The 17,247-nt window shown below is 64.9% G+C and carries 16 protein-coding genes; 9 read left to right on the forward strand and 7 right to left on the reverse strand.

The window, feature by feature from the left end:
• Positions 1 to 85 precede the first annotated feature (85 nt).
• From ACR9ZC_RS25380 to ACR9ZC_RS25390, 3 genes are all read left to right on the forward strand, one after another.
• Positions 86 to 1,015, forward strand: a complete 930-nt coding sequence (locus ACR9ZC_RS25380; RefSeq protein ID WP_481582366.1) for a biotin--[acetyl-CoA-carboxylase] ligase — start codon at positions 86 to 88, stop codon at positions 1,013 to 1,015.
• Positions 1,012 to 1,833: a type III pantothenate kinase gene (locus ACR9ZC_RS25385; protein ID WP_481582367.1), complete on the forward strand. Its 822-nt coding sequence runs from the start codon at positions 1,012 to 1,014 to the stop codon at positions 1,831 to 1,833. Before ACR9ZC_RS25380 ends, ACR9ZC_RS25385 begins: the two co-directional genes overlap by 4 nt.
• Positions 1,834 to 1,940: 107 nt before the next feature.
• Positions 1,941 to 2,180 carry a hypothetical protein gene (locus tag ACR9ZC_RS25390; RefSeq protein ID WP_173255003.1) on the forward strand — a complete coding sequence of 80 codons (240 nt, stop codon included), beginning with the start codon at positions 1,941 to 1,943 and terminating at the stop codon, positions 2,178 to 2,180.
• Between the two features lie 78 nt (positions 2,181 to 2,258).
• Here the strand turns inward: ACR9ZC_RS25390 and rfaE2 are convergent, their stop codons facing one another.
• The 5 genes from rfaE2 to ACR9ZC_RS25415 all read right to left on the reverse strand — a co-directional run bounded on the left by rfaE2 (position 2,259) and on the right by ACR9ZC_RS25415 (position 7,512).
• Entirely contained in the window at positions 2,259 to 2,747 is a 489-nt protein-coding gene (gene rfaE2 / locus ACR9ZC_RS25395) for a D-glycero-beta-D-manno-heptose 1-phosphate adenylyltransferase (protein ID WP_331567041.1), read from the reverse strand.
• Positions 2,747 to 3,613, reverse strand: a complete 867-nt coding sequence (locus tag ACR9ZC_RS25400; protein ID WP_331567057.1) for a ferritin family protein — start codon at positions 3,611 to 3,613, stop codon at positions 2,747 to 2,749. Before ACR9ZC_RS25400 ends, rfaE2 begins: the two co-directional genes overlap by 1 nt.
• 444 nt (positions 3,614 to 4,057) lie before the next feature.
• Positions 4,058 to 5,281 (reverse strand): patatin-like phospholipase family protein, encoded by a 1,224-nt coding sequence (locus ACR9ZC_RS25405; protein ID WP_481582368.1) that lies wholly within the window; start codon positions 5,279 to 5,281, stop codon positions 4,058 to 4,060.
• A gap of 375 nt (positions 5,282 to 5,656) precedes the next feature.
• Positions 5,657 to 6,379: a PhaM family polyhydroxyalkanoate granule multifunctional regulatory protein gene (locus ACR9ZC_RS25410; protein WP_481582369.1), complete on the reverse strand. Its 723-nt coding sequence runs from the start codon at positions 6,377 to 6,379 to the stop codon at positions 5,657 to 5,659.
• A gap of 134 nt (positions 6,380 to 6,513) precedes the next feature.
• The gene (locus ACR9ZC_RS25415; protein ID WP_481582370.1) at positions 6,514 to 7,512 is read right to left on the reverse strand and encodes a fumarylacetoacetate hydrolase family protein; all 999 of its coding nucleotides are present in this window, start codon (positions 7,510 to 7,512) and stop codon (positions 6,514 to 6,516) included.
• 134 nt (positions 7,513 to 7,646) lie between these two features.
• On the opposite strand from ACR9ZC_RS25415, the gene ACR9ZC_RS25420 reads away from it, so the two are divergent.
• From ACR9ZC_RS25420 to metH, 5 genes are all read left to right on the forward strand, one after another.
• Positions 7,647 to 8,537, forward strand: coding sequence for an IclR family transcriptional regulator (locus tag ACR9ZC_RS25420; RefSeq protein WP_481582371.1), 891 nt, complete (start codon positions 7,647 to 7,649; stop codon positions 8,535 to 8,537).
• A gap of 155 nt (positions 8,538 to 8,692) precedes the next feature.
• On the forward strand, positions 8,693 to 9,892 hold the full coding sequence (locus ACR9ZC_RS25425; RefSeq protein ID WP_481582773.1) for a DUF3108 domain-containing protein: 1,200 nt from the start codon (positions 8,693 to 8,695) through the stop codon (positions 9,890 to 9,892).
• 265 nt (positions 9,893 to 10,157) lie between these two features.
• Entirely contained in the window at positions 10,158 to 10,415 is a 258-nt protein-coding gene (locus tag ACR9ZC_RS25430; RefSeq protein ID WP_085227764.1) for a BTH_I0359 family protein, read from the forward strand.
• 192 nt (positions 10,416 to 10,607) lie between these two features.
• Positions 10,608 to 11,684: a homocysteine S-methyltransferase family protein gene (locus tag ACR9ZC_RS25435; RefSeq protein WP_331567053.1), complete on the forward strand. Its 1,077-nt coding sequence runs from the start codon at positions 10,608 to 10,610 to the stop codon at positions 11,682 to 11,684.
• 2 nt (positions 11,685 to 11,686) lie between these two features.
• Positions 11,687 to 14,404, forward strand: a complete 2,718-nt coding sequence (metH, locus tag ACR9ZC_RS25440) for a methionine synthase (RefSeq protein ID WP_481582774.1) — start codon at positions 11,687 to 11,689, stop codon at positions 14,402 to 14,404.
• Between the two features lie 214 nt (positions 14,405 to 14,618).
• On the opposite strand, the gene ACR9ZC_RS25445 is transcribed toward metH, so the two are convergent.
• Entirely contained in the window at positions 14,619 to 14,921 is a 303-nt protein-coding gene (locus ACR9ZC_RS25445) for a hypothetical protein (RefSeq protein WP_481582372.1), read from the reverse strand.
• Here ACR9ZC_RS25445 and ACR9ZC_RS25450 point away from each other — a divergent pair.
• Positions 14,920 to 16,719, forward strand: a complete 1,800-nt coding sequence (locus ACR9ZC_RS25450; RefSeq protein WP_481582373.1) for an NEL-type E3 ubiquitin ligase domain-containing protein — start codon at positions 14,920 to 14,922, stop codon at positions 16,717 to 16,719. The genes ACR9ZC_RS25445 and ACR9ZC_RS25450 overlap by 2 nt on opposite strands.
• Before the next feature lie 6 nt (positions 16,720 to 16,725).
• Here ACR9ZC_RS25450 and ACR9ZC_RS25455 read toward each other — a convergent pair whose 3' ends face one another.
• Positions 16,726 to 17,052, reverse strand: a complete 327-nt coding sequence (locus ACR9ZC_RS25455; protein ID WP_481582374.1) for a DUF1840 domain-containing protein — start codon at positions 17,050 to 17,052, stop codon at positions 16,726 to 16,728.
• Positions 17,053 to 17,247 lie beyond the last annotated feature (195 nt).

Below are 17,247 nucleotides of genomic sequence, written 5' to 3' on the forward strand. Positions count from 1 at the left end.
GACGCCGCGCTCGATGCGATGCCGCTCGATGCCGCGCGATGCCATTAGCCGCCTCGCGCGAATGACAGGCCCTACAATACGCGTCATGACCGATACCCATTTCGACGCGTCGTCCTCGACGCCTTCGGGCGAGCCCCGCCCAAATGAATCGCGCATCGATCGGGAGCGCGCCGTGGCGCTCAGCCGCGGCGTGTCCTCGCCGATGCTCGAGATCGTCGACGAAACGGCCTCGACCAATACGGATCTGATGCAGCGCATGAAAGCGATGCCGCGCGAGGGGGCAGTGGCCGGCGTGCACGTGGTGCGCGCAGCTTACCGGCAAACGGCCGGGCGCGGGCGACAAGGTCGTAGCTGGCAGGCGGAACCGGGCCGCGCACTGATGTTCTCCGTGGGCTGCATCGTGCCGAGGCCCCTCTCGGGGCTCGCAGGTTTGAGCCTGGCCGTTGGCGCCGCGCTCGTCGAACGACTGCGCGCGTTGCCCGGGCTGGCGGCCGGCGACGCGGCGCGCATCGCCCTCAAATGGCCCAACGACCTGCTGCTCGACGGCGGCAAGCTCGCGGGCATTCTCGTCGAAACGGCCTGGAGCACGGCCGCGGCAACCGCAGCCGTGATCGGCGTGGGCATCAACGTTCGCAGCGACCCCGCGCTCGATGCCGAGCTCGCCGCGGCGGCAGCCGCCTTGCCCGAGCAGGCTCGGCCGACGCCTCCCGCGGCGCTCTCGCAGATTCTGCCGGACGCGGACCTCACGCTGACGCTTGCCGCCGCCCTGGCGGGGCTCTCCGCCATGGTCGACACGTTTTCCAGCGAGGGTTTCGCGGGATTTCGCGCGCGCTGGAGCGCCTGCCACGCCTACGCGGGGCGCGAGGTCGTGCTGCTCGAAAACGGCGAACCGTTCGCGCGCGGCACGGCACTCGGCGTGGACGACGCCGGCCAGTTGCTGCTCGAAACGGCCGACGGCATCCGGGCCATCGCGACCGGCGATGTCTCGCTGCGTCTCGCACCATCGACACCATGACACGCGCGCCGTTTCTGCTGGTCGACGCAGGCAACAGCCGCATCAAATGGGCGTTGACCACGGTTGATGGGACGATGTTGGAAACGGGGGTATTCGGGCACGCGAGCGCTGCGCAGGCGCAATCGGATCAGCCTGTCCCCGCGGAACCGGCGTGGCAGTCGTCGTCGCTGCGTCCTTCGGGGGCATGGATATCGAACGTGGCGGGCGCCGCCGCGGGAGAGCGTCTGGACGCGCTGATCGACGCCGCTTGGCCGGGCCTGCCGCGCACGACGATCCGCGCATCGGCGCATCAGTGCGGCGTCACGAACGGCTATCGGGAGCCGGCGCGCCTGGGCAGCGACCGCTGGGCGGCGATGATCGGCGCGCGCGCCGCCTTTCCCGGCGAAGATCTGCTGATTGCAACGCTCGGGACTGCGACGACGCTCGAGGCGCTGCGCGCGGACGGCATGTTCACGGGAGGCCTCATTGCGCCGGGTTGGTCGTTGATGATGCGCTCGCTGGGCGAACACACGGCGCAACTACCGATAGTCGCGGCCCATTCCGTACAGGAGCCGTCCAGGTCCAGCACGGCTCACGCTCGCGAGTGGTTCGCGACGGACACGCCGCAGGCCATTTCGGCGGGCTCGCTGCTGGCGCAGACGGCACTCGTCGAGCGCGCCTGGCATGAACTCGCGCGCGCCTGGAATGCGCCGGTGCGGCTCGTGCTCGGCGGAGGCGCAGCCGATACGATCGCGCGCGCGCTGAACGTGCCGTGCACGCGCCACGATTCGCTGGTGCTCTCGGGGCTGGCGCTCATTGCGGCCGAGGGTTCCGCATAGGAGAAAGTTAGGAGAAAGCCGAGCGCGCGACGCAGCGCGCGGTGCGGGCACGCTGTGAGCCTGCGGCTTTTGCGATCGTTCAAGTTCGACTACGAGGGAGACAGGCAATGTTGCGCTGGCTGATTGTCATTCTTTTACTAGCCAATGTGCTCGCCTTTGGCTTCGCGAGCGGCATGCTCGGCCGCCTGCCGGCATCCGGGCCGCTCGAGCCCGGCCACCTGAACCGGCAGGTTCACCCCGAATGGCTGCAGGCGCATCCGATCACGGCCGCCGACGCAGGCGAGCAAGCCGTTGTCGGAACCCCTGCACCGGCGCCGCTGGTTGCGGCGACGCCGCTCGGGCGATGACGTGTGTGATTCGGTTGTGGTCGTTTGCTACGGTCGGCAGCGCGACACGAGCGAGACGTACTGGAAACGACTGCCGGACTACGCGCCGGATTGCGCGCGGACCCTCGTCAACAGCGCTGTGGTCGAGCGGTCGTGCTCGAACGGGATCGCCAGCGCACGCCCTCCCCAGCCGCGCACGAGCGCCGATTCGGGTAGCGTGTCCATGTCGTAATCGCCGCCCTTCACCAGGATGTCGGGATGCAGCGCCGCGATCAGATCGATCGGCGTTTTTTCCTCGAACGTCACGACCCAGTCCACGCTTTCGAGCGCGGCCAGCAAAGCCATGCGGTCGACTTCACGATTGATCGGGCGATCGTCGCCCTTGCCGAGCATGCGGACCGATGCATCGCTGTTCACGCCGACAATGAGGCACGCGCCAAGCGCCTTCGCTTGCGCGAGATAGGTCACGTGGCCGCGATGAAGAATATCGAAGACGCCGTTCGTGAATACCACGGGCGCCGCCAGCGTCGCGCGGCGCGCGGCCAGTGCTTCACGCGTGACGATCTTGCGCTCGAAGGAAGCGCTCATCAGGCCGGTTGCTGCTCGGCCGAGCCTTGTTGCGACTGCAAACGCGCCGCGACTTCCTTGCGATAGCGATTGAGGTCCTGCGCCGTCGTGAACGTGCGTTCGAACAGGATCGACAGATTGTGCAGGATGCGCTCGACGACCTTCTTCTCCCAGCCGTCGTCGAAACGGATCTGCTCGTCGAGCCAGCGCTCGAGCCATTCGGGATCGGGAAGACGCGATTGGATCGTGTCGCGCGGGAACAGGTCGCGATTGACGTGCAGGTTGGTCGGGTGCAGCGGCTTTTCGGTGCGGCGGGCCGACGCCATCAGCACGCCGATCTTGGCGAACGCGGCACGTGCCACGTCGCCGCAATTGGTGAGCGCCTTTTTCATATACCGCAAGTACGCACCGCCATGACGCGCCTCGTCACGCGAGATCGTCTCGTAGATGTGCTTGATGACGGGCTCGGTATGCCACTCGGCCGCGCGGCGATACCAGTGATTGAGGCGAATCTCGCCGCAAAAGTGCAGCATCAGCGTTTCGAGCGGCGGCGCGGGATCGAATTGGAATCGCACGGCATGCAGCTCTTCCTCGCTCGGTACCAGTTCGGGGCGGAAACGCCGCAGGTATTCCATCAGAACGAGCGAATGCTTTTGCTCCTCGAAGAACCACACGCTCATGAACGCCGAAAAATCGCTGTCGTGATGATTGTCGCGCAGGAACATCTCGGTCGCAGGCAGCGCCGACCACTCGGTGATCGCGTTCATCTTGATCGTGGCCGCCTGCTCGTCGGTCAGCAACGAGGCATCGAACGTGTCCCAGGGGATGTCCTTTTCCATGTCCCATCGAACCGATTCGAGCGATTTATAAAGTTCCGGATAAAGCATGGTGTTCATCTTCCCACCCCTCGTCTGCCCATTGCGACTCGTCAGTCGTCCACTCAACTATTGCTGCAAATGCACCAATGAGCACATCGAAGCAGCCAAATTCACTATTTTACGCGGTAATGTTGGCCGATCGTTGATCGAGCTCAAGTCACGAGCCCACGGCATCGGCCCGGCAGTCCGCCCGCCAGGACGGCCTATCGCCGCCCGTCGATGTCGGCCGCCGGATGTCGAGCGGGGCATCGCCCTGGCGCCGAGCCTTTCCTTTCGTGTACCCGGCGGACGGCGGCTCAACGGACTGCCGCGATCATGGTTTTCGGTATCGCCCACAAGATCGAAAGCTTTGGAATGATAGCATGGCGCCGCCCGCCAGCGGGGCATTTGGAGGCCGCCCGAGGCGATCCAGCCTCCGCGCAAACCGTCGCATCCACACGATGCGGATCGCACTCAACGCGCCGCGTCGCCGCTTGCGTGCATCGGCGCGTTCGCAGGCGGTGGGCTCGCGCGCACGCCGCGGTGATTCGCGGCCGCGATCCACGCGCGCAGTTGCTCGCTATGGGCCAGCGTGTCGCGGTAGCCGAGTTCCAGCAGCTCGCTCGCGAATTCGGCCTCGAAAAGCAGGTAGCTCGCGAACGACGCGCCGGCAGCGCGATTGCCCCCTACGGCGCCGAGCAGTCCACGCACGGTCAGCGGCAGCCGCTTCAAATGCCGTGCGGCGAGCAACTCGATGCGCTCGGACGGCGCGATCGCCAATACCTCGATATGGCGCCATCCGCTGGCAGGCTCGATTTGATGCGGCAGATGAAGAATCATCCGGTTGATGTGCTCGATACGCTCGATATCGGCACCGATCGAATCGAGAAACACGCTGGCCATCACCTGCTGGCCGATCTGCGCCAGCGTCGGATAGCCGGTCGCCGCACCCGGTGCAACCGGCACTTCGGGCCGCGGCGCGGCGGCGCCGAGCACGATGATGCGCTCGGCTCCGAAATGGATGGCCGGGCTGAGCGGTGCGATCTGGCGAATCGATCCGTCGCCGAAATACTCGATGCGCCCATCGAGCGGCAACGGGACGGCCGGAAAAAGGAATGGAATAGCCGAAGACGCGAGGAGATGCTCGGGGCCGAGCTTCACCATGGCCGCCGAGCGCTGCGCGCGCCGCCACTGTTGGATCGGCTCGGCGGCCTGGTAAAAAGTCAGATGCCGGCCGCTCGAATAACTGAGCGCGGAGATCGACAGCGCATGCAGCGCGCGCGATTCGAGCGCGGCGCCGATACGCGAGAACTCGAGTCCGTGGGCCAAAAGCTCGGCGAGCGGGCTGTTGTCGAAGAGCCCCCGCGGCGCTTGATGAACCGCCCAACCGATGCTCATCGCCGCGAGCCAGCGCGCGCCGGCCGCGGCGACGCCCCGCCAGTCCGTCCGATAGACCTGCCGGGCGCTGATATGGGACCAGAAATCGACGAGCCGCTCGACCCCCTCGGCAAAATCGTCGGCGTGGCTCGCTATGGAAGCCGCATTGATGGCACCGGCCGAGGTGCCGCAAACGACTGGAAACGCGATCGTGCGCCGATCGGGATCGACCTCGCGCGTGAGCTCGGCCAACGCCTTTAGCGCGCCCGCCTGATAGGCGGCTCGCGCGCCGCCTCCCATCAAAACGAGCGCGAGCCGCACGGCGCCTCCTTGCCGAGCGCCCCATGCACGCCCATCGATGCGTTCCGTCCGCCTGCTATTGCCACGTCAACCGCCTTCCCGCCATTCGGCCCGCCGTTGGGTCTTTCATTAGCGGGTTTATCGGCTTGTTCTCTCACTTCTTTACCGGCGCTTCCATCGTAAATCTAGCCTCGGTTTGAAACCCCGGCCTTCAGGCCGGTGAGCCGGACCCCGGCCTGAAGGCCGGGGTTTCGGCGATTCTTCGGGAGGGGTGCAAACCCCTTCCAAAAGGGTCTTGCCAAACCGGCCTGAAGGCCGGTTGTGGACAGTTGCTGCAGCTCCTGCAAGTCGTGCGCCTCGTTACCCCACGCGCGCTTCGTACGGTCCCGCGAGCGCCTACTTTTCGTTCGGCGAAGCCGGGGCGCCGCCGGCCGGTTTGCGCGTCGAGCTCCGCTTGGGCGAACTCTTCGCGCCCGTCTTCGCCGAGCTGCCGGTCGCCGTCTTGCGCGCACCGGCCGCCGCATCGCCCGGGCCGTCGGGCTTCGCGTCCGGCGCCGCGCCGGGCTGCGACACCGCGAACGATGCGAGCTGGTTGAACTGGGACTGCAGCATGTTCCACCAGGCCGTCGGGTCGAACGCGCCGGCATCGCTCGCTGCCTCGTCCTCCTTCGCACCCGCGCTTTCCTCGCGCGGTGCGCTGCCGGCGCCCGAGGGCTTTGTCGATGCCGCCGATGCGGCCGATGCCTCGCCGGCCGCCGGCTGCGTCATCGACGCCTGCGCAAACGCGCCGAACGCGCGCAGCGTGGAGAGCGTGGCGCGCTGCACCTCGAGCCCCTGAATCGCGGACTGCAGCATGTTCAGATTGAGCTTGAGCCACTGTTCGACGGCACGCAGATCGGTGATGCGTTTATCGAGCTCTTCGACGTTCGTGAGCGGCGTCATCATGTCCGACATCGCCGAAAGCGGCGAAGGGAAGCCCTGCGCGGTACCCGGCTGCGTGCCGGGAAACGCCGAGCCGAACGGGGTGAGGCGCATCATGCTCCACATCTTGTCGAGCATCTCGGCGGGCGGAAAACCCGGGAACCCGGGAAACGGCTGGTCGCCTTGGTTATCGGTCATTTGCGTCTAGCCTCTCAACGTCTATCGGTTATCGGGACGCGCCCCGCGCGCCGCCATCAGTGTAGGCTGCTTGTCTGCCGCATGCATCGGGCGAAACCCGGCGCGGCGAACGCGACGGCAGCCAGAACGCCGGATCAAGCCGCGGCAGCGGCATCGAGCGGCGCGACGGATTGCTCGATCGCGCCGAAGATCGAGCGGCCCGGCTCGTCGAACATCTCGATTCTGACCGTGTCGCCATATCGCATGAACTCGGTGACAGGGGCGCCGTCGGCAATTGTTTCGAGGCAGCGTTTCTCGGCGATACAGCAATATCCGCGCTGGGCATCCTTGTTCGATACCGTGCCCGAGCCCACGATCGCGCCCGCTCGCAGGTTACGCGTTTTCGTCGCGTGCGCAATCAACTGCCCGAAGTGAAACACCATGTCGGTGCCCGCGTCGGGCTGTCCTACCTTCTTGCCGTTCCAATGCACGATCATCGGCAGATGCAGCCGTCCCTCGCGCCAATGTTGGCCAAGCTCGTCGGGCGTCACGGCCACGGGCGAAAACGAAGTGGCCGGCTTGCTTTGAAAGAAGCCGAATCCTTTCGCTAGCTCGGGGGGAATCAGATTGCGCAGCGACACATCGTTCGCGAGCATCACGAGTCGCACCGCGCGCAGCGCGGCGTCGGGGGCGGTCCCCATGGGCACATCGCCGGTGACGACGGCCACCTCGGCCTCGAAGTCGATACCGAACGACTCCGACGGGCACACGATGTCGTCGCAAGGCCCCAGCAAATCGTCGCTGCCGCCTTGATACATCAGCGGGTCGGTCCAGAACTCGGGCGGCATCTCGGCACCGCGCGCGCGGCGCACGAGTTCCACGTGATTCACGTAGGCCGAAGCGTCGGCCCATTGATAGGCGCGCGGCAGCGGTGCCATGCAGTCTTTGGGCTCGAACGCGAAAGTGTTGCGCGCACGGCCCTGATTGAGGGCGTCGTAACGCTCGGCAAGCTGCGGCGCGTAAAACGGCCAGTCGTCGAGCGCGCGCTGCAGCGTGGGCGCAATGGCGTCGGCAATCGAGGCCGTGCGCAAATCGCGCGAGACGACGATCAATTGACCGTCGCGCGAACCGTCCTTGAGCGTGGCAAGTTTCATGAGTGGATGGAAATCGTTGTAGTGACGATGGAGGAAATCTATTTTACGATGGTGAATCCGCAACGGCGCCTTATCGTCCAGCGTCCCTATCGGCCTGATCGCTCCGATCATGCGCCGCACAGGTTTCAGGCCATATGTCCGCTTCCTCGATCATCCCTGAAGATTCCAATACGCGCACGGCCGCGTCCGGCGGTCAGGGCCACTCCGGCGATCCGCCCGACGATACGCCCGAGACCGAAGAGAAGGCGCGTGCCGGAATTCAATCGATCGAAGTCGGCTTCCGGCTGCTCGACGTGCTGACGCAGGCGCCCCGCGCGATGATGCTGCGCGACCTTGCGAGCCGCGCGGAAATGAGTCCGGCGAAGGCCCACCGCTATCTGGTGAGCTTCGTGCGACTGGGCGTCGTCGCCCAGGATCCGCTTAACGGACGCTACGAACTCGGCGGCTTCGCGCTACAAATGGGGCTCGCGCGGCTTGCCCGCATCGACGGCGTGAAGCTCGCGCGCATCGCGCTGGCCGAGCTTCATGAAGCGCTCGACGCGACGCTGGGCATCGCCGTCTGGGGTAATCTGGGGCCGACGGTCGTGCACTGGATCGAATCGAGTCGGCCCGCCAAGGCCGCGCTGAAGCTCGGCGACGTCATGCCGCTGATCGGCTCGGCCACGGGCCTGCTTTTCGCTGCATATTTGCCGCGCGGCAAAACGGAGCGGCTCATCGAGCGCGAACTATCCGTTGTGCGGCGCTCACCCCACGGTTCGGGGCCGCGCACGCGCGAGGAGCTCGAGCGCTTGCTGGCCGATGTACGAGCGCATGGCGGGGCGCGCGTCGAAGGATTGCTGCTGCCCACGATCGATGCGTTTTGCATGCCCGTGTTCGATTCGACGGGCGGGCTCGCTCTCGGGCTCATTGCGCTCGGCCACGAAGATACTTTCGACATTTCGTGGGAGGGCCAGATCGCCTGTGCGCTGCGAAGCTGCGCGCACAGGCTCTCGTATGAGCTCGGGTATAGCGCCGAGCCGCGGTAGTCGCAACAGCCACCCGCTGCGGCGGGCAGCGCCCACCGCCGGAACACGTTGCGGCGAATGTCGGTCGAACGGGACCTCGGTATGCGCCGAAGCGTCGTTCTTCACGCTGGAGCCTGCATTGCGCCGCACCTCGTTTCATCTGACTTTTGCGCTGGATCGCCATGCCACTCAGTTACGCCGCCGATTCGTCCCAAGCGCTGCCGGGCGCCGCGACGCTGCCGGCGCGGCCATGGCGCTGGGGCCTCGTGGCGGCCGGCGTCGTGCTGGCGCATGCCGTAGCCGCGCTCTGGCTCGTCCGCCATCGCGATGCATTTGCGCCCGATATCGCGAAGCCGCCCGTCGAGGTCGCGCTCCTTACGCCCGAGCGCATCGCGCGTGAGCCGGCTCCCCGTGCGACGCGCACCCCGGCGGCGACGCCGCGCGCAGCGCGTGTTCGGCGCGAAAAAGCGCCGCAGCACGTGCTGCAGTCCATCGCGCCAGACGCACCGCGAGCCGCCGCGCAGCGTCCGAGCGCGGACGCCGCCACCGCGGCGAGCACGAGACACGGCAACGCATCGGCAACGACTGCGGCCGGCGGCGCATCGGCCGACGGCGCCGGCACGGCACAGGACAAAGCGGTCGGAGTGAAATTTTCGGTGCCGCCGTCGGGCAATCTGAACTACGACACGTTTTACAACGGCGTGCAAAACGCGCCTGGCACGATCCAGTGGACGAGCGATGCCACCGGCTATCAGATAGTGGTCTCCGTGCCGCTGCCGTTCGTCGGCACGTTCACTTATGCCAGCGAGGGGCGCATCGACGCCTTCGGGCTCGCGCCGGAGCGCTATGTGGAGCGTCGCGGCCGACGCCCGGAGCAAGTGACCACTTTCGATCGCACGGCCCACCGCATCGCTTTCACGCGCACGAGCGCAACACTGGCGTTGCCCGACGGCGCGCAGGACCGCTTCAGCATGGTGATGCAGCTCGCCAGTCTCGTGCGCGGCAATCCCGATGCTTACCGGCCGGGCGTGACACGCAATTTCTATGTAGCCGACGACGATAGCGGCGAAACCTGGCCGATTGAGACAGTCGGCGACGAAACCGTGCGTACCGCCGCCGGTTACATCGGCGCGCGGCACTTCACCCGGGCGCCTCGGCACGCCGGCGATATGCGCCGCATCGATGTCTGGCTCGCGCCTGCGCTCGGCTGGTTACCGGCAAGAATTACGCAGACTGAACCGAACGGTACGCGGATCGAACTCGTCTGGCGGGGGCCTCTGGCCGCGCCAGGCGCGGAAAATGCATCGGCACAGATGACGACGGGCGAGCGGCCCGACGTTGTGCCGGTGCCAGTTCCGACACGCGAAGAACCCTGAACCGGCGGCCTGAGCAGCCGCGGAAGGACGCATCCGAGTAGTGTGGTCGGCCCCACGTTGCACGCCTCGAATGTTCCTTCGCCGCTCGAACGTTTTGTATGACCGGGGTCTAACTTTCAGGTCCGCGACGCTTTGTTTCGAATTCGATGTATGTTTCTTGCACGGTTTAAGCGTCGTTTAAGACCCACCCCTTGAAATTCCATACACAACGCTCCAATTACAGGGCGGAAACGGCCAGGAGCCAAACGGAATAAGGAGTGTCGCCATGCAAATGATCTACAACAGCCCTAATTATTGTGTCGTCGAGTTCGCGCCGCAGGCCGGCCACCTCGCGATGAATGCGGGCGGCTATGAAATCGTAGACAAGAACACGCAGCGCGAGATCTTCATCGACGGCGCGATGGCGGCACGTTTTCGCGAACACGTCCGCAAGCTGATCGAAGAGGAGCCTAGCCTCGACGAAGTGGACGAGTTCCTCGGTCAGTTCGACAGCCTGATGAACCAGCCCGTCGTGCTGCACTGACGTACGAGCGGAGCCCCGCACGGGCAGCGCCTCTCCTGCCGTAACCTACTGCAAACCCCTGTCCGGCATCCGCCGGCGGGGGTTTCGTCTTTATCGATCGCCACGGGGCCGCGCCGGCGGTGCCGGCGATGTCGAGCCGCAACCGCTACAATATCGGGCTCCCAACGTGCTCGGGCTCACGCCCCTTTAGCCATGACCTCGCAAGCCGCCCCATCCGTCGACACCGCCGCGGCCGGCGCAACGACCTATACGCGTGCCCACGCGCTGCCGGCACTGCTCGCATCGCGCATCCTCATTCTCGATGGGGCCATGGGTACGATGATCCAGCGCTACAAGCTCGACGAAGCGCGCTACCGCGGCGAGCGGTTCAAGGATTTCGAGCGCGACGTGAAAGGCAACAACGAGCTGCTTTCGATCACGCAGCCGCAGATCATCAGCGAAATCCACGAGCAGTATCTGGCGGCCGGGGCCGATATCGTCGAGACGAACACGTTCGGAGCCACGGCCATCGCGCAGGCCGACTACGGCATGGAAGCGCTCGCCCGCGAGATGAACCTGGCGTCGGCGCAACTCGCGCGGGCGGCCTGCGACAAATACTCGACGCCCGACAAACCGCGCTTCGTGGCCGGCGCGATCGGGCCGACGCCGAAGACGGCGAGCATCTCGCCCGACGTCAACGACCCGGCAGCGCGCAACGTGACGTTCGACGAACTGCGCGCCGCCTACTATGAGCAGGCGCAAGCGCTGCTCGAGGGCGGCGTCGATCTTTTTCTCGTCGAAACGATTTTCGACACGCTGAACGCGAAAGCCGCGCTTTTCGCGCTCGACGAATTGTTCGAAAACACCGGCGAGCGCTTGCCGATTATGATCTCGGGCACGGTAACCGATGCCTCGGGCCGCATTCTCTCGGGTCAGACGGTCGAAGCGTTCTGGAATTCGCTGCGGCACGCGAGGCCGCTTACGTTCGGTTTGAATTGCGCGCTCGGCGCCGCCTTGATGCGGCCTTACATCGCCGAGCTCGCGAAGCTTTGCGACGTCTACGTCTCGTGCTACCCGAACGCCGGACTGCCGAATCCCATGAGCGATACGGGCTTCGACGAGACACCGGCCGATACTTCGGGACTGCTGAAGGAATTCGCCGAAGCCGGGCTCGTCAATATCGCGGGCGGCTGCTGCGGAACGACGCCCGAGCATATCGCGGCGATCGCGAAGGCGCTTGCCGGCGTCAAACCGCGAACATGGGCCCACTATCGGGAGAAGGCCGAATGAGCATGACCGAGCACACGATGCGCCTTGCCGGCCTCGAACCGTTCAACGTCTCGACCGGCGCGCTTTTCATCAACGTCGGCGAGCGCACGAACGTCACGGGCTCGAAGGCATTCGCGCGCATGATCCTGAACGGCCAGTTCGACGAGGCGCTTGCGGTGGCGCGCCAGCAGGTCGAAAACGGCGCGCAAGTCATCGACATCAACATGGACGAGGCGATGCTCGATTCGAAAGCGGCGATGGTCCGCTTCCTGAATCTGATCGCGTCGGAGCCCGACATCGCGCGCGTGCCGATCATGATCGATTCCTCGAAGTGGGAGGTGATCGAAGCAGGCCTGAAGTGCGTGCAGGGCAAGGCCATCGTCAATTCGATCTCGATGAAAGAGGGCGAAGACGCCTTTCGCCATCACGCGCGTCTCATTCGCCGCTATGGCGCCGCCGCCGTCGTCATGGCCTTCGACGAACAAGGGCAGGCCGACACCTTCGAGCGCAAGACGCAAATCTGCGCACGCTCGTACCGGATCCTCGTCGATGAAGTGGGCTTCCCGCCCGAGGACATCATCTTCGATCCGAACATCTTCGCGGTGGCAACGGGCATCGAGGAGCACAACAACTACGCGGTCGACTTCATCCAGGCAACGCGCTGGATCAAGCAAAACCTGCCGTACGCGAAGGTGAGCGGCGGTGTGTCGAACGTGTCGTTCTCGTTTCGCGGCAACGATCCGGTGCGCGAAGCCATCCATACCGTGTTCCTCTACTACGCCATTCAGGCAGGCATGGACATGGGGATCGTCAATGCCGGTCAGCTCGGCGTGTATGCCGATCTCGACGCCGAGCTTCGCGAGCGTGTCGAGGATGTCATTCTGAATCGCCGCGCCGATGCGACCGACCGGCTGCTCGAGATCGCCGATCGGTTCAAGACCGGCGCCGCGAAGAAGGAAGAAAACCTCGAGTGGCGCAACCAGCCCGTCGAGGCACGCCTCGCACACGCACTCGTGCTCGGCATCACCACGTTCATCGTCGAAGACACGGAAGAGGCGCGCCAGAAAATCGACGCGGCGGGCGGACGCCCGATCAACGTGATCGAAGGCCCGCTCATGGATGGCATGAACATCGTCGGCGACCTGTTCGGGCAGGGCAAGATGTTCCTGCCGCAGGTCGTGAAATCGGCACGTGTCATGAAGCAGGCCGTCGCGCATCTGATTCCGTTCATCGAAGCGGAAAAAAAGCTGCTGGCCGCAGCCGGCGGCGATGTGCGTGCGAAGGGCAAGATCGTCATCGCCACCGTCAAGGGCGATGTCCACGATATCGGCAAGAACATCGTTTCGGTCGTGCTTCAGTGCAATAACTTCGAAGTCGTGAACATGGGCGTCATGGTGCCGTGTAACGAGATCCTCGCGAAGGCGAAGGTCGAAGGCGCCGATATCGTCGGCTTGTCGGGGCTTATTACGCCGAGCCTCGAAGAGATGGCCTATGTTGCGTCCGAAATGCAGCGCGACGAATATTTCCGCGTGAAGAAGATCCCGCTCTTGATCGGCGGCGCCACCACCTCGCGCGTGCATACCGCCGTCAAGATCGCGCCGCACTACGAAGGGCCCGTGGTCTACGTGCCCGACGCGTCGCGCTCGGTGTCGGTCGCCTCGAGCCTGCTCTCGGACGAAGGCGCAACCCGATATCTCGAAGAGATCAAGACGGAGTACGAGCGGATCAGGCAACAGCATGCGAACCGAAAGACGCAGCCGCTCGTCACGCTCGCGGCGGCCCGCGCGAACAAGACGAAGATCGATTGGGCGCATTTCAAACCCGTCAAGCCCAGAGCCGCCGGGCGGCGCGTGTTCAAGAACTACGATCTGAACGAACTCGTCAATTACATCGATTGGGGCCCGTTCTTCCAGACCTGGGACCTCGCGGGGCCCTACCCCGCGATCCTCAACGACGAGATCGTCGGCGAATCGGCGCGGCGCGTGTTCTCCGATGCGAAGTCGATGCTCGCGCGGTTGATCCAGGGCCGTTGGCTCACCGCGAACGGCGTGCTGGCCCTGTTGCCGGCCAATACCGTCGGAGACGACGACATCGAGATCTATACCGACGACTCGCGCAGCGAAGTTGCGCTGACCTGGCGCAATCTGCGTCAGCAAAGCGTGCGGCCCGTCGTCGACGGCGTGATGCGGGCGAACCGATCGCTTGCCGATTTCATTGCCCCGAAAGATTCGGGCATTGCCGACTACATCGGGCTTTTCGCGGTCACGGCCGGCATCGGCGTCGACGTCAAGGAAAAGCAGTTCCTCGCCGATCTCGACGACTACAGCGCCATCATGCTCAAGGCGCTCGCCGACCGCCTCGCCGAAGCGTTCGCCGAAGCGCTCCACGCGCGCGTGCGGCGCGACCTGTGGGGCTACGCGGCAAACGAGGCGCTCGACAACGAGGCGCTCATCGCCGAGCGCTATACCGGCATTCGCCCCGCGCCCGGTTATCCGGCCTGCCCCGATCACCTCGTCAAACGCGATCTTTTCAGGGTGCTCAAAGCGGAAGAAGTAGGAATGAGCGTCACCGATTCACTGGCCATGCTGCCGGCCGCCAGCGTGTCGGGGTTCTATCTTGCGCATCCGGATAGCCGCTATTTCTCGGTCGGCAAGATCGGCCGCGATCAGTTGGAGGATTACGCGCGCCGTATGGGCCTCTCCCTGCCCGACGCCGAGCGGGCGCTCGCGCCGCAGCTCTGAAATCGCGGGCCGCCCGTCGGCGGCCGCCATTTCGCCCAGCGAGGATGGATTTCGTCGAGCCCCCGAAAGGCCGGGTGCGCCACGCGGTAGCTTACGCGTTCTGGGTATTGCGGAAACGGCAGCGTGAAGCGGCTTTCCCCCGCGGTGCCGGCCAATACACCGCACTCGCCGGCCGCCCATTTCCGGCCGAGGGGAGCCACACGATGTCTCGTTTTCACTTTTCGCCGACCGCGAGTCCCTTGATCACGGATACGGCCTCGCCGATGCTGCCTGTTCGGCACAGCCCGTCACAACCGCCATCGCCTGAGCCGCCCGCATCATCGCCTGCCCAGCGCTCCGCGAGCGGGATGCTGAGCGCACTATCCGGTTTGCGCAGGTCGCCGCGAACGCCAGCGCCAGCCCCGCCGTCAACGCCTGCCGCTTCGCCAACGCCTGCCGATTCCCCAACGCCTGCCGCTTCGCCAACGCATGCTGCTTCCTCGTCGGCAATGGCGGCGGCGCGCGCACGCCTCGACATGACCGTTGCCACGGACAGCAGCCCCAGCTACTGGGACGTGCACAACGGTATCCAGCATATGTCGACTTTGTCCGCCAAGCGCGAGAAGCGCTTGTTCAAGAAATCGGCATCGCAGCAGTACCTGTATGCGAAAGGGCTGACGCCACAGGAGCGCACGGATCTGGAGCAGGCACTCGCATTCACGATCAGGTCCGGCCCGGACGAAGCGGCCCGTCAGGCGATGACCATGTGGTTGTCGGTACAGCAAGCCCGGTTGCGCATCCATAGCCAGGTGCAGCGGGTCCGATACGAGGCCGAGCAGTATCAAAATATCGCCACCCCGCTGGCAACGATCGTGGGTGCGCCGGTGGCGTTGCCGCTGCTTTACAGGACGCGCAACAGGTACTACGCCGACGCGGAGCGCCCCGAGTATGCCACTGCGTTCAACAACTTCATGAAGATGATCGACGATCCGCACGTCAGCGAGGATCTGCGCAACGTGGCGGCGTCGCGCCTCGCCTATCATGCGCGCAGGGAAGGAACGATCGCGCCCTTGGAGCGATTGTTGCTCCGTGGGGGCGGTCCGGCCGGGCTTGCGGAAGAAGGCTATCGTGTCGATGCAAGCGAGAACGACATTGCGTCGCATATCGGATCCGCATCCGACGACATCGACGCTCAGCAACGGCCGCTTGGCGCCGAGATCAACCGTTTTCTGTATTTTGCGCGCCAGCCCGCGATGCCCGATGCCGGCCGTTTCGATGACGGGGTAGGCGCCCGCGCGTTTGCCCGAGTATTGGCGCGCACCCTCGAAGACGTGGTCGACACCAACACGCCCAATCTCCACAATCACCCGACGATGCGGGCAGGCACCGACGTATTGAATGCCATCTCGCAGGATGCCGAACTGCGCGAATTCGTCTTCGCGATGTCCGTCAACGCCCTGGGCTCATGCACGGACAATGTCGCCGAAGGGTTTTCGTCGATCGTCAACGCGGTTCAGAAGCACAAGGTACTGACGGAGATCCAGGCCGGACGGATGGGCGAGACGGGGTTGAGAGAATGGACGGACGCCCAATTCCGGCTATCGGCACTCGAGACCGAGGTTCATCGCTTCATCGGACACACGCTCGCCGAATGCAACAGGCTGCTGCCCGAGCACCGCCAGGCCTTGACCGAGATATCGCCTGAATTGGGGCAACTGGCGAATCAGTCGGTGGAACCTCACCGCTCGGAGCACGAACGTATGGCTATTCTGGCCCGGCTCGGAGACGCGCAGCAGGATATACGAGAACAACTGGATAGCGGCATGGAGAGCGGGGCACTGTCCGCCGACGAGAAGCAGCATCTGGAAGCGCAGCTGGCACTGCTGCGAACGCACGACGACCTTGCGCGGCGCTGGACCAGCTTGACCTACGAGCCGCTCGAAACCATGCTTCATGCGAAGGCTTCGCTTTATAAAACGTTACACCTGCCGGACAGCACGCCCAGAAGCATGCAGTTCGACTTGACGAGCGCCCTGACGAAGCAGGATCTGCGGAAACTGGCCGAAGCGGTTCGGCAGCAGGCATCCGATCCCGAAGTCATGCGCGCCTACCGCCTCGGCCATGACACCTGGTGCGCGGGCACTCGGCTGATTCATCACGAGGCGTTCGACAAGCTCGAGGAGAAATTCGCGAGCGATCCGCTCTATGATCGCCCGATCCCACCGGCCGGCGAGGAGCATATCGAGGCGCAAGCGGCCTATGCGGCTGCCTTCAAGGAACTGGAGGCGCGCCAGCGGCAGGAGGAGAACGCCCTTTTGCAGCAGTACGCCCAATAAACGCGGTCAGACGCCCCAAAGCACGTCCGTGTTCTCCTTTTTTGCCGCGCGCAGCATATCGAGAAACGGATAAGCGCGCTGAGCGAGCCCGATCGGCAGCTCGTGCGGCTCGTGGCCTTCCTCGCCCTCGTGAAAATGGCCTTCGTGCTCGGCGGTTTCCTTCTTGTCGACGACGATCGCGGCCTCGAGCCGCTTGATGGCCGCATCGAGCTCGTCATGCGTGATGACGCCGCGCTCGCCCAGTTTCTTGCCGACGATGCCGACGAGGTACTGGGCCAGATTTTCCAGCATGACGACGTCCGGCGCCGAGCGGCATTTGAAGGTGATCAACATGAGCATTCCTTACGTTTTTCTGTCGAATCGAAACGCCCCGGCGCACTCCGACTGGCGGCCCCGCGCGAGGGCTTCTGATTCGAGATATTAGCACCTGCTAAAATCCGGCTAGACCGAAAAACGCATCGTCGCATGGTATGGTGCGTCGCACCGTCATTCGACGTCCAGGGCTCGCGCCGGCTGCCTTCGGCGCGC

The sequence above is a fragment of the Trinickia sp. HAY1-2D genome (assembly GCF_056754935.1).